Origin of the sequence: Nocardia sp. NPDC058633, assembly GCF_042717045.1 — a bacterium.
In the GTDB taxonomy this organism is placed as follows: Bacteria; Actinomycetota; Actinomycetes; order Mycobacteriales; family Mycobacteriaceae; genus Nocardia.
Genome location: NZ_JBHXRA010000002.1, coordinates 117,397 through 144,080, shown reverse-complemented (window position 1 = coordinate 144,080; position 26,684 = coordinate 117,397). Strand labels below are relative to the sequence as shown.

Annotated in this window: 28 protein-coding genes; 10 read left to right on the top strand and 18 right to left on the bottom strand. The window is 67.7% G+C overall.

What is annotated here, in order from left to right; translation table 11 throughout:
* Nucleotides 1-89: 89 nt before the first annotated feature.
* The 3 genes from ACFWUR_RS02795 to ACFWUR_RS02785 are packed head-to-tail and all read right to left on the bottom strand — an operon-like array spanning nt 90 to nt 3,442.
* Nucleotides 90-875, bottom strand: coding sequence for a 2-keto-4-pentenoate hydratase (locus ACFWUR_RS02795; RefSeq protein ID WP_378900889.1), 786 nt, complete (start codon nt 873-875; stop codon nt 90-92).
* On the bottom strand, nt 869-2,371 hold the full coding sequence (locus ACFWUR_RS02790; protein ID WP_378900886.1) for an MDR family MFS transporter: 1,503 nt from the start codon (nt 2,369-2,371) through the stop codon (nt 869-871). The genes ACFWUR_RS02795 and ACFWUR_RS02790 overlap by 7 nt, the downstream gene beginning before the upstream one ends.
* A gap of 15 nt (nt 2,372-2,386) precedes the next feature.
* Nucleotides 2,387-3,442 (bottom strand): 2Fe-2S iron-sulfur cluster-binding protein, encoded by a 1,056-nt coding sequence (locus ACFWUR_RS02785; protein ID WP_378900883.1) that lies wholly within the window; start codon nt 3,440-3,442, stop codon nt 2,387-2,389.
* A 193-nt stretch (nt 3,443-3,635) separates the two neighbouring features.
* On the opposite strand from ACFWUR_RS02785, the gene ACFWUR_RS02780 reads away from it, so the two are divergent.
* Nucleotides 3,636-4,433 (top strand): mycofactocin-coupled SDR family oxidoreductase, encoded by a 798-nt coding sequence (locus ACFWUR_RS02780; protein ID WP_378900880.1) that lies wholly within the window; start codon nt 3,636-3,638, stop codon nt 4,431-4,433.
* 1 nt (nt 4,434) lies between these two features.
* Nucleotides 4,435-5,262 carry a mycofactocin-coupled SDR family oxidoreductase gene (locus tag ACFWUR_RS02775; protein WP_378900877.1) on the top strand — a complete coding sequence of 276 codons (828 nt, stop codon included), beginning with the start codon at nt 4,435-4,437 and terminating at the stop codon, nt 5,260-5,262.
* An 84-nt stretch (nt 5,263-5,346) separates the two neighbouring features.
* Here ACFWUR_RS02775 and ACFWUR_RS02770 read toward each other — a convergent pair whose 3' ends face one another.
* From ACFWUR_RS02770 to ACFWUR_RS02745, 6 genes are all read right to left on the bottom strand, one after another.
* Nucleotides 5,347-6,216: an alpha/beta fold hydrolase gene (locus tag ACFWUR_RS02770; protein ID WP_378900874.1), complete on the bottom strand. Its 870-nt coding sequence runs from the start codon at nt 6,214-6,216 to the stop codon at nt 5,347-5,349.
* On the bottom strand, nt 6,213-7,004 hold the full coding sequence (locus ACFWUR_RS02765; protein WP_378900871.1) for an SDR family NAD(P)-dependent oxidoreductase: 792 nt from the start codon (nt 7,002-7,004) through the stop codon (nt 6,213-6,215). Before ACFWUR_RS02765 ends, ACFWUR_RS02770 begins: the two co-directional genes overlap by 4 nt.
* 23 nt (nt 7,005-7,027) lie before the next feature.
* Nucleotides 7,028-7,285 carry a hypothetical protein gene (locus ACFWUR_RS02760; RefSeq protein ID WP_378900868.1) on the bottom strand — a complete coding sequence of 86 codons (258 nt, stop codon included), beginning with the start codon at nt 7,283-7,285 and terminating at the stop codon, nt 7,028-7,030.
* Between the two features lie 11 nt (nt 7,286-7,296).
* A complete protein-coding gene (locus ACFWUR_RS02755) occupies nt 7,297-8,958 on the bottom strand; it encodes an FAD-binding protein (RefSeq protein WP_378900865.1) in 1,662 nt (553 codons plus the stop codon).
* An 11-nt stretch (nt 8,959-8,969) separates the two neighbouring features.
* Complete coding sequence (locus tag ACFWUR_RS02750) at nt 8,970-9,341, bottom strand: nuclear transport factor 2 family protein (protein WP_378900862.1); 372 nt, start codon at nt 9,339-9,341, stop codon at nt 8,970-8,972.
* A gap of 105 nt (nt 9,342-9,446) precedes the next feature.
* The gene (locus tag ACFWUR_RS02745; RefSeq protein WP_378900859.1) at nt 9,447-10,982 is read right to left on the bottom strand and encodes an FAD-binding protein; all 1,536 of its coding nucleotides are present in this window, start codon (nt 10,980-10,982) and stop codon (nt 9,447-9,449) included.
* 196 nt (nt 10,983-11,178) lie between these two features.
* Here ACFWUR_RS02745 and ACFWUR_RS02740 point away from each other — a divergent pair, with 196 nt between their 5' ends.
* Nucleotides 11,179-12,810, top strand: a complete 1,632-nt coding sequence (locus ACFWUR_RS02740) for a flavin-containing monooxygenase (RefSeq protein WP_378900857.1) — start codon at nt 11,179-11,181, stop codon at nt 12,808-12,810.
* A gap of 46 nt (nt 12,811-12,856) precedes the next feature.
* Here ACFWUR_RS02740 and ACFWUR_RS02735 read toward each other — a convergent pair whose 3' ends face one another.
* Nucleotides 12,857-13,363, bottom strand: a complete 507-nt coding sequence (locus ACFWUR_RS02735) for a flavin reductase family protein (RefSeq protein ID WP_378900854.1) — start codon at nt 13,361-13,363, stop codon at nt 12,857-12,859.
* Between the two features lie 129 nt (nt 13,364-13,492).
* On the opposite strand from ACFWUR_RS02735, the gene ACFWUR_RS02730 reads away from it, so the two are divergent.
* Nucleotides 13,493-14,185: a PadR family transcriptional regulator gene (locus ACFWUR_RS02730; protein ID WP_378900850.1), complete on the top strand. Its 693-nt coding sequence runs from the start codon at nt 13,493-13,495 to the stop codon at nt 14,183-14,185.
* A 13-nt stretch (nt 14,186-14,198) separates the two neighbouring features.
* Here the strand turns inward: ACFWUR_RS02730 and ACFWUR_RS02725 are convergent, their stop codons facing one another.
* Together ACFWUR_RS02725 and ACFWUR_RS02720 are read right to left on the bottom strand one after the other, a co-directional pair.
* Nucleotides 14,199-15,284, bottom strand: coding sequence for a dihydrodipicolinate reductase (locus ACFWUR_RS02725; protein WP_378900847.1), 1,086 nt, complete (start codon nt 15,282-15,284; stop codon nt 14,199-14,201).
* Nucleotides 15,281-16,315 (bottom strand): Rieske 2Fe-2S domain-containing protein, encoded by a 1,035-nt coding sequence (locus ACFWUR_RS02720; RefSeq protein ID WP_378900845.1) that lies wholly within the window; start codon nt 16,313-16,315, stop codon nt 15,281-15,283. The genes ACFWUR_RS02725 and ACFWUR_RS02720 overlap by 4 nt, the downstream gene beginning before the upstream one ends.
* Nucleotides 16,316-16,539: 224 nt before the next feature.
* On the opposite strand from ACFWUR_RS02720, the gene ACFWUR_RS02715 reads away from it, so the two are divergent.
* Both ACFWUR_RS02715 and ACFWUR_RS02710 read left to right on the top strand, forming a co-directional pair.
* Complete coding sequence (locus tag ACFWUR_RS02715; protein ID WP_378900842.1) at nt 16,540-17,094, top strand: TetR/AcrR family transcriptional regulator; 555 nt, start codon at nt 16,540-16,542, stop codon at nt 17,092-17,094.
* Between the two features lie 78 nt (nt 17,095-17,172).
* Complete coding sequence (locus ACFWUR_RS02710; RefSeq protein ID WP_378900839.1) at nt 17,173-17,460, top strand: putative quinol monooxygenase; 288 nt, start codon at nt 17,173-17,175, stop codon at nt 17,458-17,460.
* Between the two features lie 50 nt (nt 17,461-17,510).
* On the opposite strand, the gene ACFWUR_RS02705 is transcribed toward ACFWUR_RS02710, so the two are convergent.
* Nucleotides 17,511-18,494, bottom strand: a complete 984-nt coding sequence (locus ACFWUR_RS02705; protein ID WP_378900836.1) for an alpha/beta hydrolase — start codon at nt 18,492-18,494, stop codon at nt 17,511-17,513.
* A gap of 146 nt (nt 18,495-18,640) precedes the next feature.
* Between ACFWUR_RS02705 and ACFWUR_RS02700 the strand changes: the two genes are divergently transcribed.
* The gene (locus tag ACFWUR_RS02700; protein ID WP_378900833.1) at nt 18,641-18,988 is read left to right on the top strand and encodes a hypothetical protein; all 348 of its coding nucleotides are present in this window, start codon (nt 18,641-18,643) and stop codon (nt 18,986-18,988) included.
* The gene (locus ACFWUR_RS02695; RefSeq protein ID WP_378900830.1) at nt 18,981-19,613 is read left to right on the top strand and encodes a Dabb family protein; all 633 of its coding nucleotides are present in this window, start codon (nt 18,981-18,983) and stop codon (nt 19,611-19,613) included. Before ACFWUR_RS02700 ends, ACFWUR_RS02695 begins: the two co-directional genes overlap by 8 nt.
* Nucleotides 19,614-19,714: 101 nt before the next feature.
* Here ACFWUR_RS02695 and ACFWUR_RS02690 read toward each other — a convergent pair whose 3' ends face one another.
* The 4 genes from ACFWUR_RS02690 to ACFWUR_RS02675 all read right to left on the bottom strand — a co-directional run bounded on the left by ACFWUR_RS02690 (nt 19,715) and on the right by ACFWUR_RS02675 (nt 24,068).
* Complete coding sequence (locus ACFWUR_RS02690; protein ID WP_378900828.1) at nt 19,715-20,563, bottom strand: IclR family transcriptional regulator; 849 nt, start codon at nt 20,561-20,563, stop codon at nt 19,715-19,717.
* A gap of 178 nt (nt 20,564-20,741) precedes the next feature.
* Nucleotides 20,742-21,647, bottom strand: a complete 906-nt coding sequence (gene bphC / locus ACFWUR_RS02685) for a biphenyl-2,3-diol 1,2-dioxygenase (protein ID WP_378900826.1) — start codon at nt 21,645-21,647, stop codon at nt 20,742-20,744.
* 26 nt (nt 21,648-21,673) lie between these two features.
* Entirely contained in the window at nt 21,674-22,852 is a 1,179-nt protein-coding gene (locus ACFWUR_RS02680) for an acyl-CoA dehydrogenase family protein (RefSeq protein ID WP_378900824.1), read from the bottom strand.
* 31 nt (nt 22,853-22,883) lie between these two features.
* Nucleotides 22,884-24,068 carry a Rieske 2Fe-2S domain-containing protein gene (locus tag ACFWUR_RS02675; RefSeq protein ID WP_378900821.1) on the bottom strand — a complete coding sequence of 395 codons (1,185 nt, stop codon included), beginning with the start codon at nt 24,066-24,068 and terminating at the stop codon, nt 22,884-22,886.
* 190 nt (nt 24,069-24,258) lie between these two features.
* Here ACFWUR_RS02675 and ACFWUR_RS02670 point away from each other — a divergent pair, with 190 nt between their 5' ends.
* Complete coding sequence (locus ACFWUR_RS02670; protein WP_378900818.1) at nt 24,259-24,951, top strand: hypothetical protein; 693 nt, start codon at nt 24,259-24,261, stop codon at nt 24,949-24,951.
* On the opposite strand, the gene ACFWUR_RS02665 is transcribed toward ACFWUR_RS02670, so the two are convergent.
* Nucleotides 24,889-25,554: a TetR/AcrR family transcriptional regulator gene (locus tag ACFWUR_RS02665; protein WP_378900815.1), complete on the bottom strand. Its 666-nt coding sequence runs from the start codon at nt 25,552-25,554 to the stop codon at nt 24,889-24,891. The two genes, ACFWUR_RS02670 and ACFWUR_RS02665, sit on opposite strands and share 63 nt — an antisense overlap.
* A 139-nt stretch (nt 25,555-25,693) precedes the next feature.
* On the opposite strand from ACFWUR_RS02665, the gene ACFWUR_RS02660 reads away from it, so the two are divergent.
* Nucleotides 25,694-26,668 carry an oxygenase MpaB family protein gene (locus ACFWUR_RS02660; RefSeq protein ID WP_378900812.1) on the top strand — a complete coding sequence of 325 codons (975 nt, stop codon included), beginning with the start codon at nt 25,694-25,696 and terminating at the stop codon, nt 26,666-26,668.
* Nucleotides 26,669-26,684: the final 16 nt, after the last annotated feature.

The following is a 26,684-nucleotide window of genomic DNA, read 5'->3' as shown; positions in this document are numbered from 1 at the left end:
GAAGGAACCGAATCCGAAGACGTCGACTGCGGTATCCGCGGCGACGGTGTGGTGTCGAACATTGCGGTCCACCTGTGCACAGCGATGGCCTATGCGAAGTTCAGGCGGACGGAACCGAGCCCGGTGAACTGGGCATGGAAGGCATCACCCGGGCGGGCGTCGATGGCGCGGGTGCAGGAGCCGGGCAACACGATGTCACCGGCTTTCAACCGGACACCGAAGCGCGCGACTTTGCGGGCCAGCCACGCGACGGCGATCGCTGGATCACCGAGTACCGCGTCGCTGCGGCCTTCGGCGATGACCTCACCGTTGCGGGTGAGCACGGCGTCGATCGCGGTGACATCGATGTCAGCGGGCGCGACACGCGCCTTGCCGAGCACCCACCCGGCCGAGGAGGCGTTGTCGGAGATGGTGTCGGTCAGCCCGATCTTCCAGTCTGTGATCCGGGAATCGATCAGCTCGATCGATGGGGCGTAGGCGACAGTCGCGGCCAACACGTCGGCTTCGGTGCAGTCTTCGCCGGGCAGGTCGGCGCCGAGGACGAATCCGACCTCGACCTCCACCCGGGGCAGCAGGAACTTCGAGGTGTCGACGGGGACGTCTTCGTAGATTTCCATGTCGGCGAGCAGGTGACCGTAGTCGGGCTCGTCGACGCCCATCATTTGTTGCATTGCTTTCGACGACAGCCCCACCTTGTGCCCGACGACCTTCCCGCCGTCATCCAGCCTGCGCCGGATATTGAGCAACTGGACCTCGTACGCGTCCACCACATCGATCCCCGGATACCGGTCGAGAATGGGGGCCACGGCCACCCGATCCAGCTCTGCCCGCGCCAGTTCGGCGGCGAGCTCGGTGCGCATGCCGGTTGTCAGCATCCTGGTTCCCTCTTCTCGTCTGATGTTGCCACCCCATGCTCGTGGTCGAGACCGCGCACCGGGCCGCGCCTTCCCGCTGGATGGACAGGATTCTCCGAAGCCCGACCGGGGATCGCCGCGCACGCGGCCACCAGCACGACGGTCGTGACCGCGATGCTCGCGAACACGAGATGTATTGCGGCAGAGAGGGTCTGCGGTGTCGGCACGCCCGCACCATCGAGGCGCTCGTTGACGATCGCGCCGAAAACGGCGACGCCGACCGCACTGCCGAGCGACCGCGCGAACATGGTGGCAGAGGTGACGACACCACGTTCGGCCCACCGCGCGCTCGTCTGCGCCGCGATGAGCGTGGGTGTGGCAACCAAACCCATCCCCGCGCCGACCACGAAACACGACGCGGCGACCTGCCACAGCGTCGAATTCTCGTCGAGCAGCAGAGTCGTCGCCGCACCGATCGCCGCGACGGTACTGCCGAGCACCGCACACGTACGGAATCCGAAGCGCAGGTATACCTTTCCCGCCTTGGCAGCGGCCAGCGGCCAGCCGAGGGTCAGAGCTCCGGTGACCAGCCCCGCGACCAGCGCGCTGGTGCCGAGCACACCCTGATTGAACATCGGTACGTACGTCGTGAACCCGAACAGCAGTGCCCCGCCCAGCATGGCGGCGACGCTGCTCGCGATCACGACCCGCCGGGTGAACACCCACAGCGGCAGAATCGGTTGCGCGGCCCGCGCTTCGACAACGACGAACAGCATGAGCGACAGTGCGGCGCAACCGAAGACCGCGAAGCCGACCGGCGATCCCCACGCCCAGGCCTGACCGCCCTCGAGCAGCCCGAGCACCAGCGCCCCCGCGCCCAGCGTGAGCAGCACCGCCCCCGGGTAGTCGACTCTGCGGTGATGCCGGGGCACGGACTCGTGGACATGACGGACCAGCATCCACGCGGCGAGCGCGGCCAGCGGCAGGTTCACCAGAAAGATCCACCGCCAGCCCAGGTAGTCGGCACAGATGCCGCCGAGCAGCGGGCCCGTGACCGACGCCACCGCCCACACCCCGGCCAGATAGCCCTGGACAGTGGCACGTTCGGCCAGCGTGTACAGGTCACTTGCGATCACCATGGTCGTCGGCTGGATGGCGCCGGCACCGATGCCCTGAATCGCGCGGAACACGATCAGGGCGAGCATGCTGCTCGCCAGCCCACACAGCAACGAGCCGAGCGCGAACACCGCGATCCCGAACAGCATCACCGGCTTGCGGCCGAACGTGTCCGCGAGCGCGCCGTAGATCGGCACCGTGACCGCCTGGGCGAGCAGATAGCTCGTGAACAGCCACGGGAACAGTGTGAAATCGCCGAGACTGTCGGTGATCGACAGCACCGCGGTCGCCAGGATCGTCGAATCGAGCGCGACGAGTCCGGTGGCGAGCATCAGCGAAGCGAGCACCGGTCCGCGCTCCGAGCTGAATCCGACCTCGGAGCTTGCGGTATCGGTCGCCACAGAACACCTTTCGCCCTAGAAGCGGATGCGGACCTGATCGGTGCGCGGGCGAGCCTGGCAAGCCAGGGTGTAACCGGCGTCGATGTCGTCCTGATCGAGGATCGCCGAGTCGGTCATGGTGACCTCGCCGTCGACAACGGTGCACGCACACGAACCGCATTCGCCTTCGCGGCAGGAATAGGGAACATCGAGCCCATCGGCGAGCATGACGTCGACGAGAGTCCGCGAACGCGGCCAGCTCAGCGCATGCACCGTCCCGTCGAGCTCCACCTCCACGCGGGCGGCGTCCTCGGCGTCGACGGGGTCGAGCGGCTCCGGCTCGGCGAAGGGATCACCGGACAGCGAGACGAACACCTCGGTGGTGACGCGCTCGCGCGGCCACCCGGCACCGGACAGCGCCCCCGTCACCGCCGACATGAACGGGCCCGGTCCGCACACGAACGACTCGAAGGCCGACCAGGGCGCGGCGAAGTCGGCCACCTGAGCCGCGGTCGGTAGCCCCTGGAGCGATTCGAGCCAGTGCGTCACGCTGATTCGGTCCGGATATCGCGCGACGAGCTCGCGCAGAGCATCGGCGAAGATGACCGACTCCTGGTCGCGGTTGGCATAGAACAGCACCACCCGGCCCGCGCCGTGTGCCAGGGCGGAGCGCAGGATCGACATGACCGGCGTGATGCCGCTGCCCGCCGCCCACAACAGCAGATCGCTGTCGAGGGAAGCCGGGGTGAAGGTGCCCTGCGGAGGCAGGACATCGAGGGTGTCGCCGACGGAGATGTTGTCGCACAACCAGTTCGAGCCGTAGCCGCCGACCGTGCGTTTGATCGTGACCTGCGGCTGATCGCCGGTGAACGGCGAACTCGCCAGCGAATAGCAGCGTGCCACGGGTCCGGTCCGCTCGCTCGGGATACGCACTGTGAGGAACTGGCCCGGCCGGTAGGCGAAGCGCTCCGCGACCGCGTCGGGCACATCGAACACCAGCGAGCGCGCGTCGGCGGTCTCCTCGATCACCGCCGATATCCGCAGCGTCACCACCCGCGAGCCACGCGAAACGTCGACAGTCGCCCTCGTCACTGGTGTCCTCCTCGATCACAGAACCGGCGTTGCGGAGCAACCGTCGCAGGCCCGGCGTCGGTACGGAGCCCGGGGTTCCCGGTGGTCGGGAGATCGCCGTGTACCGCCCGCTGACCGGGAGGACCAGGGCAGATGTCGCGGGCGGTGACCCTAGCGTCGGGCTCGTGGACACCAGATATTCCGGGGGCGCCCGATGAACCGCATGCAGCACACCGTCGCGCTGGTGACCGGCGCGGCCGGGGGAATGGGCAGGGCCCATTGCCGTCGGCTGGCCGAGGAAGGCGCCGACGTCATCGCACTCGACATCGAGGCCGCGGCAGCCGAATTGGCCGAGACGGCACAGGAAGTCGAGACAACAGGTCGCCAGTGCGTCACCGGCTTCGCCGACGTGCGCGATCAGGTTTCGCTGGACGTAGCGGTCGCCGACGGCGTCGCCGCGCTGGGCCGCCTCGATGTGATCGTGGCCAATGCCGGCGTCTACACCGACCTCGGGGCGTCCTGGGAACTGACGGATCAGGCCTGGCAACGCACCATCGACATCAATCTCACCGGCATGTGGCACACCGTGCGCGCGGCCGTTCCAGCCCTGTCCGACGGCGGCTCGGTCGTGATCGTGAGCTCCACCAACGGCATCATCGGCGCGGCCGCGGCCGCGCACTACTCGGCGAGCAAACACGCCGTGGTCGGGCTCGCCCGCACCCTGGCCAACGAACTCGGCCCGCGCGGGATCCGGGTGAACACGGTGCACCCCGGCTCGGTCGCCACGCCGATGATCCTCAACGACACGGTGTACGCGAAACTGCGCCCCGACCTGCCGAATCCAACTCAGGCGGACGCGGCGCAGGCGCTGGCCCGTCGCACGATTCTGCCCGTGCCGTGGGTGGACCCGGTCGACGTCAGCAACGCCGTGCTCTTTCTCGCATCCGACGAGTCCCGTTACGTGACGGGAATCCAACTCGTGGTGGATGCCGGACTTACTCAGAAGGTGTGACATGGGACGGGTTTCGGGCAAGATCGCGCTGATCACCGGCGCCGCGCGCGGTATCGGGCGCGCACAGGCGATCCGGCTGGCCGAGGAGGGCGCCGACATCGTCGCCGTCGATATCTGCGGACCGGTCGAGACGGTGGTGTCGCCGGGCGCTACGCCCGACGACCTCGCCGAGACCGTGCGCGCGGTCGAGGCGACCGGTGCGCGGATCGTCGCCGCGACGGTCGACGTTCGCGACGGTGCGGCGTTGCGGGCCGCGGTCGACGCCGGGGTCGAGCAGTTGGGCGGTCTCGATATCGTCTGTGCGACCGCGGGAATCAGTTCCAGCGGTGCCGCACTGGAGCTGACCGAACAGCAATGGCAGACGATGATCGACGTCAATCTGACGGGCGTGTGGCAGACGTGCAAGGCCGCCACTCCGCACCTGATCGCGCGCGGCGGCGGCGCGATGATCCTGACCAGCTCGATCGCCGGGCTGCGCGGCCTGGTCGGCGTCGCGCACTACACCGCCGCCAAACACGGGGTGGTGGGGCTGATGCGCTCGCTCGCGAAAGAGCTCGCCCCGCACCATGTCCGGGTGAACTCGGTGCACCCGACCAATGTCGACACCCCGATGATCCAGAACGACATGGTGCGCAAAGTGTTCCGGCCCGACCTCGACGATCCCACCCGCGAGGAGTTCGCGCAGGCCGCCGTGTCGATGAACATGCTGCCCATCCCGTGGGTCGACCCGGTCGACATCGCCAACGCCGCCCTGTTCCTCGGCTCGGACGAGGGCCGCTACATCACCGCGGTGACGCTGCCCGTCGACGCGGGCAGCACCCAGCGTTAGCCCCGCCACCCGTCGGTTGCGCGAAGCCGACCGCGAACACGGAAATGCGCGGGCTACCAGATGGCAGCCCGCGCATTTCCATGGTCAGCGTCTGGCGTCCTCGCGGGTGAGGAAAGCCAGTACGGCCGACTCGAATTCGTTCTTGCGCTCGATCATCGCCCAGTGCCCGCAGTTCGCGAACACGTGCAGTTCGGCGCGCGGAATCGTGCGCATCGGGATCAGCGCCATGTCCAGGGGGCTCACCCGGTCGTCGCGGCCCCAGGTGATCAGCGTGGGCGCGGCCACCTTGTGCAGCATCGCCCACGGCGGCGGCGCGTCGGAGGCCTCCATCGCCTTGATCATCATCGCGAACGCGGCCTTGCTGTACATCCGGCGGGCACTGTCGAGGGTCGCCGGATCGGTGGCCTGGGCCCAACGCTCCTCGATCAGTTCCTCGGTGACCATCGCCGGGTCGTACACCATCGAGTGCAGCCACTGGACCAGCCGCTCGCGGGTGGGTTCCTCGGTGAATTCCTGCAGCAGCTTGATGCCCTCACCAGGGCCTGGGCTGAACAGGTTGCGGCCGATGCCGCCGATCGTCACCAGCTTGCCGACGCGTTCGGGGTGGGCGATGGCGTAGTTGAGCGCCACCCCGCCACCCATCGAGTTGCCGATGATGTCGACGCTGTCGAGCCCGAGCGCGTCGACGAAACGGACCACCGCGTCGAGCGCGGTGATCATCGGATGTCCGCCGAAGTCGTCGCTCACGCCGAAGCCGGGGAATTCCAGGACCAGACAACGGAATCGGTCCGCGAAGGTGGCGAGGTTGCCGTGGAAGTTGCGCCACCCGGTGACGCCGGGCCCCGATCCGTGCAGGAGCAGCAGCGGCGGCCCCTCGCCCGCCTCGTGATAGCGCAACACGCCTGCGTCGGTGGTGATCTCGCGCAGTGTGCCCTCGTAGCTCAGGTCGGTCACGCGTGGGTACCGCCGTCGATGCGGATCTCGGTGCCGGTGATGAACGCGCCGTCCTCGGAGACGAGCATCGCGATCACACCCGCCACCGCGCTCGGGTCACCCATGCCCGCGCCACCGGATTCGCGGTCGGTCGGAAGTACGGGGGACAGCTTGGAGAACAGGGCCCAGTTCGCGTCGCTGGGCAGGTATCCCGGTGTGGCGTCGGTGATTCCTGACTTGATGCTGCCGGGTGCGACGCAGACCGCGCGCAGGCCCTGGCCGCCGTACTCGAGCGCGATGGCGTGGGTGAAGGACTGGATGCCACCCTTGCTCGCCGCGTAAGCCGCCATGTACGGGTGCGCGAACGCGGCCGAGGTGGAGCTGAAGTTCACCACGGTCGCGCGTGGGTTCGCCAGCAGGGCGGGCAGTGCCTCGCGGACCACCAGGAACGTGCCGGTGAGGTTCACCCGGATGATCAGGTCCCACAGGTCGAGGGAGGTCTGCTCGGTGTGCGAGGCACGCAGGATGCCGGCCGCGTTCACCAGCGAGTCCAGTCCGCCGAGCGTCTCGACCGAGGACCGCACGCCCGCGATCACCGACTGTTCGTCGCCGATGTCGATGGTCAGCGTGGTGAGCCGGTCCGCCGTGCCGCGCTCGGCGGCCTGCGCGCCGGTCACGGCGAGGCCGTCGGCCGACACGTCGGCGGCCACCACCCTGGCGCCCTCGTCGAGCAGTCGGAGCGCGGTGGCCTGGCCGATGCCCGACGCGGCGCCGGTGACCAGGGTCCGGTGATTGTCGAGTCTGTTCATGGGGTGTCTCCTCGTCGTCGGTGTCAGCCGAGCCGGCCGGGAACCGGCTCGTGGCGCAGCTGATCGGTCGCCAATGCCCCTGCGCGGACGGCGTTCTCGATGGAATCGCGCAGGGCGGGACAGGTGGGGATCCAGCTGCTGTGCTCTCCGAGTGCCGCGCGCCGGGCGAACTCGGGGCACGCGGACTCGGCGTCGTCGAGCCACTGAATACTGGTGTGGCTCGGACTGAACTTCTCGGCGAGCACCCTGTTACCGCAGGTGGCGCATTCGACGGGTTGCATGGTCGCCTTCCTCATCGCTCGCCGGCGGCGTGGCGCGCACCGATGTAGCCGAACACCATGGCCGGACCGATTGTCGCGCCCGCACCGGCGTAGTCGTTGCCCATCACCGCGGCCGAGGTGTTGCCCGTGGCGTAGAGGCCGGGGATGGGGGAGCCGTCGACGCGCAGCACCTGGGCGTCGGCGTTGTAGACCAGTCCGCCCTTGGTGCCGAGGTCGCCGATCCGTACCCGCAGCGCGTAGAACGGTCCCTTGTCCAGTACATCGAGCGCGGGTGTGGCCAGGGTCGGATCGCCGTAGTAGTTGTCGTAGGCGCTGACACCGCGACCGAAGTCCGCGTCGTGCCCCTCGCGGGCGAATCCGTTGAACCGGCCGACGGTCTCGCGCAACGCGTCGACGGGCACGCCGATCGCGGCGGCGAGGCCCTCGATATCGGGCGCGGTCCGGATCAGGCCGGAAGTCGTCCACGAGGCCGGGAATTTCTGGCCGGGCACGATGCCGCCGATGGGGTAGCGGCTCTTGGCTTTCGCGTCGAAGACCAGCCAGGCCGGATCATGGCTGCCCTTCAGTTGGGCGTGCACGAATGTCACGTACGGCGACGCCTCGTTGGTGAAGCGGTTGCCCGTGCCGTCGACGATGATCGAGCGCGGGATCGAGCGCTCCGAGACCAGCACCTGGTTGATGCCCTCGGGGCGCTGGAACGACGGCATCCACCACGCATCGTCCATGAGATCGACCGCCGCGCCGATCCTTTCGCCCGCGACGATGCCGTCGCCGGTGTTGTCCGCCGACGCGGCGCTGAAGTTGTCGCGCCCACCCTCGGGCAGGTGGTTCTTGCGCATGGCCTGGTTGTATTCGAAACCGCCGGTGGCCAGCAGCACGCCCTCGCGCGCCCTGATCCGGATCTCGCGGCCGTCGCGTTCGGCGAGAACGCCGAGCACCGCGCCCGTGTCGTCGGTGATCAGCGAGCGCAGCGGGGTGTCGAGCCACAGCGGCACCCCGGCATCGCGCACCGCCAGTCGCAGCCGGGCGATCAGTGCCCGTCCGAGAGTGTCCATGTGCCTGCGCAACACGATCGCCTTGATCGCCCGCAGCCCGGTCAGCAGGGCTGTCCAGCGCGCCTTCCAGGTGCGGGTCACCATGTTGAGCTGGACGAAGTCCTTGGAGGTGATGAACAGCCCAGGCGGTGTCGCGAGTGCCGCGGGACGCAGCGACTCCTCGTCCGCGCCGAGCTGCTTGAGGTCGACCGGAAGCGGCTCGATGGACCGGCCTGCCGGCCGTCCGCCCGGTGCTTCGGGGTGATAGTCGGAATAGCCGGTGCACCACTGGAAACGCAGGTGCGGGCTGGTCTCGAGGAAGGCCAGCATGCGCGGCCCTTCGTCGATGAACGCGTCGAGGTTCTTCGTCGGCACGCGGTCGCCGACGACGGCGTCGAGGTAGGCGCGCACGTCGGCGCGGGAATCGCCGAGGCCCTCGCGCAGCAACGTCGGGTTGTTGGGCACCCAGATTCCGCCGCCCGACAGCGCGGTGCTGCCGCCGTACACCGAGGCCTTTTCGATGACCAGGGTGTCCAGGCCCCGGTCGGCGGCGGCGAGTGCGCCGGTCAGCCCGCCCGCCCCGCTGCCGACGACGAGGAAGCCGACTTCATGATCCCACTGTTGTTCGGTAGCAGTCATTCTCGCCTCGCTCAGCTGACGACCATGTCGTCCTGGGACCAGAACGCGCGCATGCTCACGATGCGGGCGTCCTCGTCGAAGGTCATGACATCGATCGGATCGAGGGTGAAGGTCTGCTCGCCGAACTTCGTGACCACCCGGAAGCTGAACGCGGCGCTGTCGCCCGCGACGCGAATCGTGAACAGTTCGGTCGAACGATCCAGTGGTTCGATGTTCTCGTAGAACTTCGTGATCGCGGCGTGCCCGACGTGCGGTTCGGTGCCGACCGGGTCCTCCACCGTCGCGTCCGCACGGTAGAGGGCGACGACGTCGGCGGCCGTACCGCTGCCGACGGCCTCCACATACCTGCGCACCGTCGCGCGAATATCGTCCGCTGAAGCCATCGTGTCGCTCCTGAAATGTCGTAAGGATGAGTAGGTGAACCGAACCACATCCGGTGGCCCGGGTGCCCGGTCCCTCCCGACCAGCGGGAGAGACCGGGGAGTAGGTCATTCGCCGAGAATGTGCCGGACAGCGAGGTGGCTGAACAGCATCGACGCGCCGATCGGATTGCCGCCGCCCGGGTACACCTCGCCGCTCACCGCGGCCATGGTGTTGCCCGCGGCGTAGAGCCCGGGGATCGGTTCGCCGTCACGACCGAGCACCCGCGCGGCGCTGTCGGTGCGCAGGCCGCCCTTGGTGCCCAGATCGGAGATGCCGAAGGCGGCCGCGTGGTACGGGCCCTTCTCGATGGTCACCAGCGGCGGTTCACCACCGGAGAACGCGCGATCGTAGGCCTCGTCGCCGCGCCCGAAATCGGGGTCGACACCGGTGGCGACCATCGCGTTGAACCGCTCGACGGTGGATTCCAGGTTCGCGGCGGGCACGCCGATCTTCACCGCGAGCTCGGCGAGGGTGTCGGCCGTGTGCCACAGACCGGCTTCGACGTACTTCTCGGTCTCGACCATGGAGACGTTGGTGGCCTTGATCGGCGGCACCTCGCCTTCCTTGTCGTCGTAGATCATCCAGAACGGCAGGGTCAGTCCGCACTCACGCATCTGCCGGATGACGTCGCGACCGAGCCGGTCGTAGGGGGCCGACTCGTTGACGAACCGATTGCCCTGCTGGTCGACGAAGATGCCGCCGGTGAACCACAGCGCGAACGCCGAACGCCCGTCGGGATGGGTCAGCCCCGGCGACCACCACGCCTGATCCATCAGATCGGTATCGGCGCCCGCCGCGATGCCCGCTGTGTGGGCCTTGCCCTGATTTCCCCAGGGGCCCATGGTGTCTCGCGCCTCGCCTGGCACACCGTAGTGCTTGCGCAGTTCGTCGTTCTGCTCGAAGCCGCCGGCCGCGAGGATCACGCCGCGCCGCGCGCGGATCGCCACCCTGGCGCCGTCGCGTTCGACGATCGCGCCGGTCACCACGCCGTCGGAGACCACCAGTTCCACCAGCGGCGAGTTCAGGTGCAGCCGCGCGTGCGGGTAGCTCGAGATCGCGCGCAGCATCCGCCCGATCAGTGCCTGACCGCCGATGAGCAGCTCCGGGAGGGGAGCGCCGAGTCGGTCGGTGTCGAGGGGCCCGCGCAGTGATTCGCGCAGCGGGCCCAGCTCGGCGGCCGGGAGCGGAGTCGGCATGATGTGTCGCTGACCGTCGAGCCGAGCTTTGGGCGCCTTACCGAAATAGTCCGGCCACGGCAGCATCATGAACGCGAAATGGTCGTCGGCTTCGAGGTATTCGATGAGATCGCGCCCTCGTCGGACGTAGGTCTGCTGCAACGCGTCCGGGGTGCGGTCACCGACCACGGCACGGTAGTAGGTGAGCGCGTCGTCGAGGGTGTCGTCGGTGCCCGCCCGCTCCAGCACGGGATTACACGGGAACCACACCCCGCCGCCGCCCGAATACGCCGTCGTGCCGCCGAACTTGTCGGTCGCCTCGACCACCGCGACGCTCAGCCCCTCGCGGGCGGCGGTGTAGGCGCCGGCCAGGCCGCCACCCGAGCCCGCGACCACCACGTCCACCTCGTCGTTCCAGTCCACCACTGTTTCCTCCTGATACCACCTCGACGTGGCTTCGACGGTAGGCCCGGTGCCGGTGGTGGTGGGGTGGATCTCCCGATCACCGGGAGGGCATCGACACGTGAATGTGCCGGTCAGCGGGAAGGGGACCTGCTCGAACGGTGCGCGCGTCCTTAGCGTCGCCCGCAGAGAAACCGGTCTCCATCGAAAGGTAGGCACTGTGAACCCCGAGACCTCATCGGCACCAGCGAAAGGCCCCGCCGACGTCGACGTGGTCGTCGTCGGCGCGGGCATCGCCGGCCTCTACGCGCTGCACCGCTTTCGCGGCAGCGGCCTCACCGTGCGGGTGTTCGAAGCAGGCGACGGCGTGGGCGGCGTCTGGTACTGGAACCGCTACCCCGGCGCGCGCTGCGATGTGGAGAGCGTGGACTACTCGTACTCCTTCGACGACGCGCTGCAGCAGGAGTGGAACTGGAGCGAGAAGTACGCCACCCAGCCCGAGATCCTGGCCTACCTCGAGCACGTCGCCGATCGCTTCGACCTGCGCCGCGACATCGAATTCAGCACTCGCGTCACCGATATCGTGCTCGACGAGCAGACGCTGCGCTGGCGAGTCGACACCGACACCGGCAGCGCGGTCTCGGCGCGATTCGTCGTGCTGGCCACCGGCCCGCTGTCGAACGCGAACACCCCGGCCATCGACGGACTCGACACCTTCGCCGGGCAGATCCTGCACACCTCGCACTGGCCGCACGACGGGGTCGATCTCACCGGCCGCCGGGTCGGCGTCATCGGCACCGGATCTTCCGGCATCCAGACCATCCCGTGCATCGCCGAACAGGCCGAGCGGTTGCACGTGTTCCAGCGCACCGCCAATTACAGTGTGCCCGCAGGCAATACGCCGCTGACCGAGCAGGACCGAGCGGCGCAGAAGGCGAACTATCCCGAGCGCAGGCGGTTGTCGATGGCCAGCGGCGGCGGGTCGCCGCATCAGGCGCATCCGGAATCGGCGGTCGCGGTGAGTGAGCAGGAACGGCGCGAGGCCTACGAGAAGCGCTGGGCGCTGGGCGGTGTGCTGTTCAGCAAGACCTTCCCCGACCAGTTGACGACACTCGCCGCCAACGACACCGCCCGGGAATTCTGGGAGGAGAAGGTGCGCGCTGTCATCGAGGACCCACGCGTGGCCGATCTGCTCGTCCCGCACGATCATCCGATCGGCACCAAGCGGATCTGCACCGACACGAACTACTACCAGACCTTCAACCGCGACAATGTCGAGTTGGTCGACCTGAAGGCGACACCGATCACCCGGATCGACGCCGCGGGCGTGCACACCACCGACGCGCACTACCCGCTCGACACCCTCGTGCTGGCGACCGGATTCGACGCGATGACCGGCTCGGTATCGCGGATGAACATCGTCGGACGGGGTGGCCGGACGCTCGGTCAGGCGTGGCGGGAAGGACCGAAAACCTATCTGGGACTGGGGATGACGGGCTTTCCGAACCTGTTCAACCTCACCGGTCCCGGCAGTCCGTCGGTGCTGGCCAACATGGTGCTGCACTCGGAACTGCACGTCGACTGGGTGGCCGAGGCGATCGGCTTCCTCGACGGCAGGGCAGCGGTGGCGCTGGAGGCACGCCAGGACGCGGTGTCGGAGTGGGTGCTCGAATGCGCCAACCGGGCCGCGGGAACGCTGATGACACAGGCGAATTCGTGGTACCTGGGTGCGAACATCGAGGGCAGGCCGCGAGTGTTCATGCCGTTCGTCGGCGGCTTCGGCGTGTACGGCGAGATCATCGCCGAGGTCGCGGCCGCCGGGTACAAGGGTTTCGACATCATCGAGGCGTGAGGAGACAACGACGGGGTGCTCCGGTGTGGACCACCCCGTCGTCGTGTCAGGCCGCGAAGCCGCCGAAGCCGCCCTTGTAGAACAGCAGCGGCGCGGCGCCCTCGCGGGCTCGCAGGTCACCGACGCGGGCGAGCACCATCGTGTGGTCGCCCGCGTCGTGCTCGAGCTCCACCGTCACCTCGATCTGGGCCAGCGCCCCGGCCAGCGCGGGCGCGCCGTTGCCCGCCCTGTCCCACTCGACGCCCGCGAATTTGTCCGCCCCGCTCACCGCGAACTGACGGCACAGCGCGCTCTGCTCCTGCGCCAGGATGTTGATACACAGGGCGCCCGCCGCGCGCAGCAGCGGCCAGCTGGTCGAACTCTTGGCCGGGCAGAACGACACATACGGCGGGTCCAGCGACACCGACACCACCGACTGGCAGGTGAAGCCGAGCGGTCGCGTGCTGTCGTGGGCGGCGATCACCGCCACGCCGGTCGCGAAGTGCCCGAGCACCCTGCGCAGGTCCGCGGGAGCTGGGATACCCGCGTCGACGACGACGTTGTCCGCATTCATAGAGGTCCTTCCGAACGGAATCCGATACTCCCCACGATCGGTGACGATCGGGGAACGACTCAAGACGACCTCCCGGTCAGTGGTTGTCGACGGGCGAATTCCGGCAAGCCCGATTGCTAACATGCTGCGATGGCGACCAGCGACCCCGACGTGCCCAACCTGCCGCCGACCAGCTGGGCGGTGCTCGCCATGCTCTCCTACGAGGAGGAGATCTCCGGCTACGACCTGAAGAAGTGGGCCGACTGGAGCTTGCGCTACATCTACTGGACCCCGTCCTACAGTCAGATCTACGCCGAGCTGAAGAAGCTCGAGCAGCACGGCTACGCGAGTTCGCGGCTCGATCCCGACAACACCACGCGTGCCAGGCGGCTGTACCAGATCACCGCGGAGGGTCGGGCGGCGGTGACAACGTGGTGGAACAAGGCACCCGTCGATCCGTCGGTACTCAAGCACCACGTGCTGCTGCGCGTCATGTTCGGCCACCTCGGGTCCCCGGATCGGCTCAAGCAGATCCTGCACGACCATATCGCCGACGTCGACACACTCGCCCAACGCGCCGCGATCGATGCCGAAGCCGCGAAATCCGAACCCGGCTGGGCCTATTCCCAGCTCGTGCTGCAATGGGCGCAGCGCCACTACGCGACCGAACGCGACCTCGCTCAACAGTTGATCGATGATATCGACAACGCGGCCACGCTGTTGGCGGACGCCGAGCACGACGACCGCGCCGAATACCCCCATCCCACGCCGGGCCGCTGGCGCGAGATCGAGCAGCGAGTGCGTGCCGAGGAGCTCGAGCAGCACGGCCGCCCGGCAGACTAGCTCGTGTGCTGGTTCAGATCTTGAAGCGTCCCGCGAAGGCGCGCAAGGGAAGGTCCGCGCTGGTGATGATTCCCGCGGGTGCCGCGACCACCGATGTGATGGCGTTGAGTGCAGGCAGCCCGGTCACAGTCATGCCGATCGAGGCGAAGTTGCTCGGATCCGACAGGTCGAACCCTGTGCGCGGGAAGATCATGTGCTTGCTGTAGATGTTGGGATCGCCGGTCACCTGAGTGATGTAGCAGCCCTTGATATTCCACGCCGGATCGGTGTGTGGGGTCATCTGCCATTCGAGATGTGATTCCACCCGCGCGACTCCGTCGACCATGCCCTGGTACTTGATGTAGTTGGCGCCCAACGACCCTTTCGGCAGGAAGTACCAGCCGAGATCGACGTCCTCGGTGCAGGCGCCGAGTTCGTACCCGAACCTCACTTCGTCGAGTTCGAGTCCGAAGGCATCGGCCATCAGGTAGACGGCATCAGCGAAGACCGCGGTGTACTTGTGCAGCGATTCCCCGATCGTGGGATCGTCGATCGGGCGCCCGTACCCGACGGCCTTCCAGGTGTCGACCGAGTGGTGACACGAGACGTCGACCGATTCGGTGACGGTGATGTTCTCGATCTCGGACACATCGGCGGTGTGCACGATTCCGAGGATCTGGCTCAGTCCCGGATTCATGCCGGTGCCGTAGAAGGTGGAATTGCCGCGCTCGCACGCGGCCGCGATCACCTCGCTGACCTTCCTGCCGGAAGGGTGTAAATGGTGGGTGTCGCGGTGGAAGCCGGTGATCCAGTCCGCGGTGGTCACCACATCGATGCCTGCCTCGAGGACTTTCTCGTAGAGGTCTTCGTCGGGAAATACGCCGTGAAAGGTGAGGACGTCGGGTCGTGCGGCGATGATCTGATCGATCGAGCCGGTAGCGGTTACTCCGATCGGACCGATACCGACGATCTCGCCGGCGTCGCGTCCGATCTTGTCGGGCGAGTAGCAATGCAGTCCGACCAGTTCGAGATCGGGATGCCGGCGGATGCGTCCGATCATCTCGGTGCCGAGATTGCCGGTCGCCACTTGGAATACACGGACTTTGCCGGAGGTGCTCATGCGCTACGTCCTCGTGTTGCGGGTTGTCGGTCGGGATCTGTGACTGCGCCGTTGTCGGGATAGAACTGGGCGGCCCACGCGCGCAGCGCGGTGAACCCGTCGAATTCCTTGCGCGACAACGCCGGTGGGTCGGAGTAGCGCTGGTGCGCCCAGATGTGGATGTCGGCTTCGAACTGCTCGATGATGTAGGCGGCCATCGTCTTGCCGTAGTGGGTGATCTCGGGGCTGTCGTCGCCGGATTCGCGTCCTATCCAGACGGTGAAGCGGACGTCGGAGGTGGCATCGTCGACCGGTGTCACCGCGGGCATGGTGCGGTTGTCGACCATGCCCCAACTCTTGGTGACCGTGCAGCCCAAGCCCGCGTTGATCGATTCGACTCCGCTGTTGACGTCGTTCTCGGCGATGCCGGCGTCGAAGGCGATGGTGAAGTCCACGAACGACACCGGCCCGGAGAAGTCATGGCGAGTGAAGTTCGGGACGAACGGTGTCTTGTGCACGAACTTGAAGTGGGCGAAGTCGACACCGTTCTCCAACACGTACTGCGGATGAAGTTCCAGCTGCTGCCGATAGAGCGTCGCGACGGGGACCGGCGGGTAGTAGTCGTCGGCGGTCTTGTCGTCGCCGAAGTCCGCGAAGATATCGGGCACCTCGAAATGCGGTGCCCGGCCCTGGGTGTCGTACCAGATCCACACCGCCTCGTTGCGTTCCACCACGGGATAGCTGCGGATGCGGCGCCCCTTGTTCGGATGGCTCTCGTACGGGATGCAGACATTGCGGCCTTCACGGTTCCATTCCCAGCCGTGGAACGGGCACACGAGATTCTCGCCCTCGACATGCCCGCCGTAACCGAGGTGCGCACCCAGATGCTCGCAATAGGCGTCGAAGACGGCGATCTGGCCGGAAGCCGAACGCCAGGCGATCATTTCGCGCCCGAAGTACTTCATCCGATGGACGGCGCCGACGGTGATCTCGGTGCACCACGCCACTTGGAACCAGCCCGTCGGTTCCATGGGCAGGGGTGTTTTGGCCATGGGAATCCTCCAGAGGCACCCGGCGCGTGCCGATGTGGCGATGAGCTGTTCGGTGTGATGCCGACCACAGAACGGAATTAGAGTAGAACCCTCTATCAAAAAATACAAGAGGGTTCGATGAAACTGGATCGCGCAGCTCAGGGAGGCTATAGTCGATCCTCGTGACGGAAGCGGCGATCGGTGGGCGACGCGCGAACAGGCGTGGTATCCAATCGCGAGACAGCATGATCAAGGCGGCTGTCGCGTCGTTGGCCACCGGCGATCCCGCGGCGGTATCGGGCAACCGCATCGCTCGCGATATCGGTGCCACCTGGGGTGTGGTCAAGTACCAGTTCGGTGATATCGACGGCCTGTGGGCCGCGGTGCTGCGCTACACCGCCGACAAACGCGGCGACCTGCCGGCGAACCTGCGGCCGGACGGGACATTGCACGAACGCGTCGGTGCCCTTGTCGAGGCCATGGCCGTCGGCCTGCGCACGCCGGAATCACTGGCCATCGAGACGCTGCGCGCCGCGCTCCCGCGTGAGCACGCCGAGCTCGAGCGCGAGTTCCCGCTCACCGCCGCGGAATTGTCGTCGTGGAAACCCAACTGGGACGATGCCTGCCACCGCGCGTTCGCGGATCTGGGGGTCGACCCCGTCAGGGTGCGGCAGGTGGCCGCGCTGATTCCCGCGGCGATGCGCGGCATCACCTCCGAACGCACACTCGGCACCTACGGCAACCTCGAGGATGCCCTCGCCGGGCTCACCGGCAGCATCGTGGCCTACCTCCAACCCTGAGCGGGGCGGGCGGGCGAATCTTTGTCGAACCAGCGGCTACCGATGGCCGGTACTGTCGCACGGAAAAGGAGAGAAATCATGATCGCAGTCATCGCCGAGGTCACCGTCAAGGCCGGTGCGGGTGCGGAGTTCGAATCCGTCGTCGCCGATCTCATCGAACAGATCAAGGCCAACGAGCCGGGCAATCTGACCTACCAGCTGGTGCGTTCGCGCACCGATGCCGAGCACTACCGGTTCTTCGAACTGTATTCCGACGACGCCGCTGTCGAAGCCCACGGCCGGTCGGAGCATTTCCGCGCGGCGGGCAAGTTGATGGCTCCCTTGCTGGCGGGCGCGCCCAAGATCGAGTACTTCACCGCGGTCTGAACTCGAACTGCCACGCCGGGTGCGATCACCTGCTTCGATCCGGCATCCCGTCACGGACTCGCGGTCGGCGCCGAGTGGCAACCGAGCATCTCGCGCACCATCGCCCAGATCTCGGTGCGCGCGGCCACGGTGGCGGACAGGGACGGGATGCTGAGGAATCCGTGGAACAGCCCGGTGTAGCGCCGATGCCGGACCGCGACACCGTCGGCTGCCAAGCGCTGGGCATAGGCATCGCCTGACGCGCAGGGTGGGTCCAGTTCGGCGGTGACGACGACGGCGGGCGGTAGCCCGGCCAGCGAATCGGCCCGGGTCGGTACCAGGCGAACGTCGTCGGTGCCGTGTGGGGCGTACTGCTGCCAGTACCACCGCATCGCGCTGGTGGTGTTGTAGTGGCCGGTGCCGTAGCGACGGTAGGAGTCGGTATCGAAATCGTCGTCGATGACCGGATACAAGAGGATCTGCGCGGCGACTTCAGCGCCCCCTGCGTCGCGGACCGCGATGGCCACGGTGGCAGCGAGATTGCCGCCCGCGCTGTCACCGGCCACCGCGATCCGCGACGGATCACCGCCGTAGGCACCGGCGTTGTCCGCGGCCCACCGCAGCGCCGCGAACATGTCGTCGTGCGCCGCGGGGCCTGGATGCTCCGGCGCGAGCCGGTAGTCGACCGAGATCACCAGCGCACCGACACCGGCCGCCATCGAGCGGCACAACTCGTCGTGGCTGTCGAGATCGCAGAAGACGAACCCGCCACCGTGCGCGAACACGATCACCGGCAGTACCCCGCCGTCGTGATGCGGCCGCAACACCCGTAGCGGCAACGGGCCGCCGGGGCCGTCGATCGTGACGTCGCGCACCTGGGCCATCTCCGGAAGGCGTTGCGGCGGAGCGCGTCTGGCGCGAAGCGCGGCACGCACGTCGGCCGCCGCCATCGTGGCGACATCGGGGAATCCGGCGTCGAGCGCGATGAGCATCGCCGCGACTTCCGGATCAGGAACCGCACCCGGCCCGGTGGTCGGAAAGGTTCGCACAGTCACTGGTCCTCCTGGAATTCGGCGACGGAGCGGTCGAACACGTCGTCGGCCCTCACCGTAGAACCGACGCCCGGCGATCCGAACCGCGTTCTCCCACTGGGCGGAAACACCAGGTCGATGCCTGTCGGCGGGCTGCCTACGGTCGGCGGATGGAAGCCACGAAGGTCTACGTGATCGACACCGTTGTGACGAAACCCGGGCGGGCCAGGGAGTTCGTGGACGCCTATCTGCGCGACTACGCGCCGGGTGCCCGGGAGCGCGGCATGACACTGGAAAGGATCGTGGTGAGTCCGCCCGTGTGGTTCCCGGACGAGTCGAACACGGTCATCGCGAGCTGGGTGCTCGCCGGCGCGCAGGGCTGGTGGGAGATGACCTGGCAGGGGCGTTCCGACGAATCGGTGCGGCAGTGGTGGGCGTTCGCCGAGGAGTTGATCGTGGAGCGGACTCGCTCGACCGGTGCGCTCGCCGACGACGTCGACAGGCTCGGCGATGTTTGAGGTGACTCGGCTGGTCCATCTCGCACCCGATACCGACGCCACGGCGCGCGAGCGGCTGATGGCTCGGGTGCGTCGAACTGCCGCCCCGGCGGCGCGCCGCGTGCTGGTCGAGCCCACGTTGCCGGGAGTACGCAACGGTGGTGATGTCCTGGTGCACTTGCGCTTCGAGCGTGCCGCCGAGGGAGTCGGGCCCGCGGGCGAGGTGGACGCGCTGCTGAGCGAGAGGCCGGTCGCCCATGTCGACGGTGCCGAATATCATTCCGGCACAGCGGGTGCCGCTGAGCGGGCTGCCACCGGATCGGTGTATCGGGTCCTGCTGCTACGGGTGGCGGCGAGTACACCACGCGCGACGATCGACCGGTTCGAGGCCGACCTGCTGCGGATGCCCCGCTATCTCCCGAGCATCCGGTCCTGGCAGTTGAGCAGGGTCACGCGCGGCACCGGATCCTCGCCGTGGACACACGTCTGGGAACAGGAGTTCACCGATCTGGGTGGACTCACCGGCCCCTATCTGATGCATCCCGTCCACTGGGCGCACGTCGACCGATGGTTCGATCCCGAATGCCCGGAAGTGATTGTCCGCGAACGTATCTGCCACAGCTTCTGCGAGAACAGTCCGCACTGAGGGAGGCGTTCGTGGCCGCCCGCCCGCTGGGCGCGCGGTCCGGCATCTCACTGCGGCCGCCGCCCGCCTTCGTGCCGGCGGCGACTGCGCGAGGAGTGCGATCACGCCATGCGTGGACCACGCTGGTCCGCATACGGCCGAGTCGCCCCGAGCGGACGGGGATGCTGCTGCAGCGTCGGATGGACCCGCACCCGGCCGTCGTCGACATGGCGCCAGATATTGAGCGCGGTGGTGCGCACCGGCGCGCTGAGGCGGTGATCGAACAGCATCCGATCCACGGGCCCGCACACCGACACCGCTGCCACGGCAGACTCGCCGAGATCGCCGATGGGTGCCGCGATACAGCCGAAGCCGGGCAGTGATTCCTCGCGTTCGACGGCGATTCCGTGCGCGCGCACCTTGCCCAGTTCGGTGTCGAGTTGGGCCTTGGTGGCGATGGAGTAGCGGGTCCGCGCGGTGGACTGTCCGGCGAGTGCGTCGGCGACGCGGTGCTCGTCGGAGTAGGCCAGGATCGCTTTGCCGACCGCGGTACACGCGGCGGGACGCCTGCCGCCGACGCGGGTGGGCACCACCGCCGACAGCTCACCGCCGACCTTGTCGAGATAGACGACATCGGGACCGTCCAGCACGGCCAGGTGCACGACGAACCCGGTGACCCGGTGCAGTTCGTGCAGGAACGGCATCGCCGCACGGTGCAGCCGGTCCTGGTGTACCGCCAGCGAACCGAGTTCCATCAGCCGGATGCCCAGTTCGTAGTCGCGCCCCTCGCGCCGTAGCCAGCGCAGTTGCACCAGCCGGTCGAGCATGCGATGCGCCGAGGACCGGGGGAGACCGGTGCGTCGGACGATCTGGGCGAGCGTGAGCCTGCCCGGACCGTCGAAGGCGTCGAGCAGCAGGGACGCGCGATCGAGGATCGCGCTCGGGGTGGTGGCCTCGGCCTGGATGACCATGAGCTCTCCATTCGGATCTACGAGCTGATGCCCACTCGCATATTTCGATTAGGCATATACCTATTCATACCATCCGCTGTGGTCGTTGTCACATGAATCGACAGGCCGATATCAACACGAAGGCCCCTGGTCCGAGCGATGGGCTCGGGCCAGGGGCCTTCGTGAATCGGCTGCGCGGTTACATCGCCGCGAGCGGCTCACTACCGGACCAGTCGTGGCCCCAGTAGCTGTCGGCGGTGATCTCCTCGGCGCTGTAAGACGTCTCGTCGACCCGCATGCCTTCGGTACCGAACTCGATGTCCCAACCGCCGGGCGCGCGCACGTAGAACGACACCATCTTGTCGTTGGTGTGCCTGCCCAGCGTGGAGGACACCGAGAAGCCGTCCTTGGTCACCCGGTCCAGCGCCTGACCGACCGCGTCGAGGCTGTCGACCTCCACCATGATGTGCACCAGGCCGGGCGCGCCGCCGTGCGGCGCCGGGCACAGCGCCAGGCTGTGATGGCGCTCGTTCACACCGAGGAACCGCACCCGCATCGGACCGAACTCCGGCGGCGCCGGGATCCGGAACGCACCACGCGGCAAGAACCCGAGCACGTCGGTGTAGAAACCGAACGCGCCGTCGGGGTCCATGGTGGGCAGCACGACGTGGCCCAAACCCTGTGCGCCCGTGACGAATCGCGCGCCGAACGGTGTCACCACCGGACTGTGGTCGAGCACCGCGCCGTGGAAGATCTCGAGGGTGGCGCCGGTCGGATCCTGGAAGGTGATGACCTCCTCTACCCGGCGGGCATCGGCCTCCTCGACCGATAGTGGCTTCACCGCGATCCCGGCCGCCGTCACGGCTTCCTGTACGCGGACCAGAGCGGCGTGGTCGCGAACTTCCCAGCCGATCGTCACGATGGCGTCGCTGTCACCCGCCACGATCGTGATCCGCGCCGCGCGCTCGTCCATCCGCAGGTACAGCGCGTCTTCGTCGGGGCCGCTGCCCTGCGCGAAGCCGAGTACCTCGAACGCGAACTTGCGCCACCGGTCCATGTCGGCAGTCTGGATCTTGACGTAACCGAGGCCTTTGATATCTGTCATTTCCGTTGTCCTTCTGAGGGTTTCGATCAGATCATCGAACGCAGATTGGCGGCCGGCTCGAGGCCGAGGGAGCTCACCGCCGACGCGTGATACACCGTGCTCGGCACATGGATGGCGTGCGCCAGGCCGGCGTGGGCATCACGCCAGTAGCGCTGCAACGGCTTGTCCATCCGCAACGCGTTGCCACCGGACCGGGCGAAGATCTGGTCCACGGCCGTCACCGCGCGCCAGGCCGCGCGGACCTGCGTGCGTCTACCCGCGGCGCGGTCGGCGAAGCTGATCTCCTTGCCCGCGTCGACGGCGTCGTAGATCCGGTCGGCGTTGGCGAGCAGTTCCTGGCGGGCGGCATTGATGTCGGCGGCGGCCTCGCCGATCGAGAACAGCACGTACGGGTCGTCCTTGACCGCGGTACCCTGCGCACCGACGCGGTCGCGCTGATAGTCCAGATGCGCGGCCAGGGCGCCTTCGGCGATGCCCACCACCGCCGAGCTGATGCCGAGCGGGAACATCGTCGACCACGGCATCTTGTAGAGGGTCTCGGTGACGCCGTACTCGCGCTGCGCGGTGCCGTCGATGACATCGTCGCCGCTCATCACTCGGTAGTCGGGCACGAACGCGTCCTTGACGATGATGTCCTTGGAACCGGTGCCCTTGAGGCCCACCACGTTCCAGGAGTCCTCGACGATCTGGTAGTCCTGGCGCGGCAGGATCATGTGCAGCATCTTCGGCGGCAGCGCCATCTTGCCCTCGGCGTCACCGAGCATGGCGCCGAGGAAGATCCAGTCGCAGTGATCGGTACCGGAACTGAACTGCCAGCGGCCGTTGAACACATAGCCGCCCTCGACCGGGCGGGCGATACCGGTCGGCGCGTACGGCGAGGCCATCCAGGTGTCGTGGTCGTCGGACCACACCTCGTCCTGCACCTTCGGATCGGCGAAGGCCAGCTGCCAGGGGTGCACGCCGACGATGCCGGTGATCCACCCGCTGGCCGGATCCAGTGCCGCGGTGGCCATCACCGTTTCGGCGAACTCACGCGGGTGTACCTCGAACCCGCCGTACTTCTTGGGCTGCAGCAGGCGGATCGGGCCCGCCGACTTCAGTAGCCGGGCCGTGGCATCGGGAAGTTGCCCGAGGCGTTCGGCCTCGGGAGCCTGCTCGCGCAGCTGATCGGCGATCGCGGCGATGTTGTCGAGAACTCTGGTCATCTCGGGTGGTGCTTTCTGTTCGGGGGGCGGGTCAGGACATGGTGTCGATGACGGCGCCGCGGGCGATGTTGTCGGCCACCTCGGCTTCCCAGCTCGTCACCGCGCGTTCGGTATCGATCTCGAACTCGAACCGCTTGGTCATGTCCTCGGTGACGTCGTCGACGTCGACATAGAACTGCTTGTACCACCGGCGCAGCTGGTACACGGGACCGTCCTCCTCCGACAGCAGCGGATTGTCGATGGGCGCCTTGTTCTTCCAGATCTGGACGTCCTGCTCGAAGCCGTACTCGACGCCCTGCGCGAACTGTGCCGCCATCGCGGCCGCGTCCTCGTCGGACATGCCCTGCGGCTTCTTGACCATCGCGCCGTACTGCAGCACGAACGAGTTCTCGTCGACCGGGTAGTGGCAGTTCACGAGCACCGTCTCGATCGTCATCCCCTGCGCCTCGCTCCACAACCAGTCGAGCATGTAGGACGGACCGAAATACGAGGCGTCCGAACGCAGCGCCGAGTCCGGGTCGTCGTAGCTGGTGCCGACGGTGACGTCCTGGCGCGGCGTCGAGCGCATGTACTGGGTGGCGACGTGGCCCTCGAAGACGTTCTTGAAATAGCGGGGAAACGAGTAGTGCACGTAGAAGAAGTGCGCCATGTCGACGACGTTGTCGACGATCTCACGGCAGTGTGAGCCTTCGATCAGGATCGAATTCCAGGTCAGGTCGGTCCATTCGGGGGTGCCGTAGCCCTCGATCTCGGGAATGGTCACCTCGTCGGTGGGCAGGCTGCCCTGCGGGTCGTGCCAGACGTAGAGCTGGCCGTTGCGCTCCAGCGTCGGCCAGGTGCGGGTCTTGGCCAGCGGCGGAACCCGGCGCGCGTACGGAATGGCCGTGCACTTGCCGTTGCCGCCCCAGCGCCAGTCGTGGAACGGGCAGGCGATCGAGTCGCCCTTGATGGTGCCGTGGGCGAGGTTGCCGCCCATGTGGCGGCAGTAGCCGTCGAGCACGTTCAACGCGCCGTCGGATTCGGACTGGAACACCACGAGCATGGTGCCGAAGGCCTTCACCTCGTGCGGGGTGCCGTCGCGGAACGACGAGAGCAGGCCGAGGCAGTGCCAGCCGCGGGCGAAGCGGGTCGGCGCGGCAGCGGCCTCGATCTTTCGGTAATCGGCGGCGTCCAGTGTTCGGCCGTTCGGCGGGTTCTCCGGCATCGAAACCTCCATGTTCGGACGGAGTGGGGATGATCTGCGCCGATGGTCGCGCCGTGAGCGGGTCCTCGCGCTGTCGCGTTCCCGGTCAGCGGACATGTTTTCGGCGCGGTCGACCCGGTGTCCCGATCAGTGGGAGCGGAACCGATCACAGCGGGGCGAGCGCCCTTACCGTGACGGCATCTGCAGGTCGAGAGGAATGAACATGGGTAACGTCGCGGTGCTCCTGGAAACCGATGCCATCCGGCTGTTCGCCGAGGCGGCGCGCTCCGACAACCCGGCCTACCGGCTCGCCGACCGCCCGGTGGTTCCGCCGACCTTTCTGCCCGCCGACGGATTCGGGAAGGGGGTGGGGGAGCGGGTCGAGACCGATCATCGGTTCTTCGGTCCGCCGCCGCGCGCCGGTGACCGGCTGACCGCCATCCGCGCGGGCGGCACCGCCGAGCAGCCTGCCGCCGCGGAGGCGCTGACCCGATACTTCGACCGCACCGGCGGTCTCGTCGCCGAGTCGTGGGCGGCGGCCGAAACCTTTGTGGGAGAGCGGGTTTCGACACAGGCGGCCGCCTTGTTGGCGACCTACGCCACCGACTGGCTCGGCGCCGAGGCGATTCGCCGGTTCCGCACCAGGTCGGTGCGTCCCCTGTCGCCCGGCGATGTCATGTCCTGTTCGGGCCGTGTCACGCAGAGCTATGTGCAGGACGGCGAAGCGCGGGTCGACGTCACCCTGGTCGGCGCCGATGCCGCGGGCATCGTGGTCGTGCGTGCGTGGGCCACTTTCGCGAAGACCGGCGACGGCCGAACGGAGACCGAGGCAACGGATCTCGCTCGACGCGCGTCAGCCGGTCGACTTCGCCCCGATGGCAGGGGGAACGGCGCGATGGTCCGAGCGCAGCAGTAGTCCGGCGATGAGGTCGGTGAGATGTTCTCGGGTGGTGTCGAATTCGTCGCGCATCCAGGCGGCGACCAGTTCCAGAACGCCGCTGACCACGGTGTAGGCGGTCATATCGGCGTCGAGTGGATCGGCGGGTTCGGTGAAGAGCTCGCGGCCCATCGCCGACATGGCGCGGGCGATCGCGTGCTGGGTGGCCAGTCGCGCGTCCTGCAGTGACTCGGTGCTGTGCGCGTTGAGCAGCAGGGCCGGTCGGCGGGGGTCGGCGAGCAGGAATCCGAGCGAGGCGTCCGCGGCCGCGCGCACCTGACTGTGCAGGTCCGGTGCGGCCTCGTGGGTGGCGGTGATCACCGCGGCGATGCCGAGGGTGGTGTGTTCCGCGATCAGGGCGGTGAGCAGGGCGTCGCGATCGGTGAATTGCTCGTAGAAGTAGCGATCGTTGAGCCGGGCTTTCGCGCAGACCGCCCGTTTGGTGACAGCGGGCGCCCCGCCTTCGGCGAGCAGGTCGAGTGCGGCATCGAACAGCGCGCCACGGCGGCGGGATCGGCGTTCGTCCGCGGCCACACCGCCGTAGACACGCGAGGGCGTCGTGCCATCGGAGTCTGTGTGCATGACCGCCTTCCCTAGTCGTCGCGTCAGGATAGTCCACCGGCACTCTTGACCAGCCGCCAGTTCTGGTGCAATCTGACACCAGATCAGTTTGTGGTGCCACGCTGCACCAAAACTCGCGGCGGAACAAAGGAGTTCACCGATGACCTGTCCTGTGTCACCCCAGGGAGCCCGCTCGGTCGACGTCACCTCGGCGTCCTCGAGCGAATCCCGCAGCGCTGTCGCACGATTCGAACGTGTCGGCGGATCGGTCCTGTTCGGTCTGTTCGGTGTCGGACTGTTCGACCAGCCGATGCTGCCGCCGGTGTCGGCGGCGCTGGAGGCCACCGGACGTACGCGGTATCAGCCCTGGGCACGGGCGGTGCGCACTGCGGCGGCAGACCAGCTGATCTACCACGGCGAAGACGCCGATCGCGACGCCGAGTCGCAGCGTCTCATGCTCCTGCACCGCGATGTCAAAGGCGTCGGGCCGGACGGCGAGCGATATTCGGCGTTCAACCCGCAGGCATGGAACTGGATCCTCTACTCCACCTTCTTCGTCCAGCGCGGTGCCTACCTGGCATTGACCGGCGACACCCCGTCAGCAGCTGCCGACCAGGCCATCTGGGAGCACTACCTCGCCAAGACACGCGGCCTACATCTGCCCGGCAACTCGCAGCCGATCGCGAACTACGCCGACCTCACCGTCCATTACGACCGCATGATCGCCGAACTGCGCACCACCCCGGCGCTCGAGGCCGCCACCAGCGCCGTACGGCGCTCCCCGCGCCCGGACTTCCTGCCCGGCGTCACCGCCCCACTCTGGCGGGTGAGTGCCCCCGCCCTCGGACATGTCGCGATGATCCTCGGCTGCGGCATCATGCACCCCGAGGTCCGAGCCAAGATGCCGATCATCTGGACCGCGCGTCACGACCGGCAGTTCCGAGCACTCACCACCGCTCTGCGCATCGCCTACACCCGGCTGCCCGCCACGCTCACCGATTCCCCGATGGCGCGCAACCGGCGCAAGTACGAACAACTCGTCGGCCGGTACCGCAAGGTCGGCCTGACCTCGTTCGCGCCGGACACCCGCGAGAACCGTCGCGTCACGGCCGGCCCTGACCTGGTCTCGACCTAGAGCTCGGCGCGCTTCG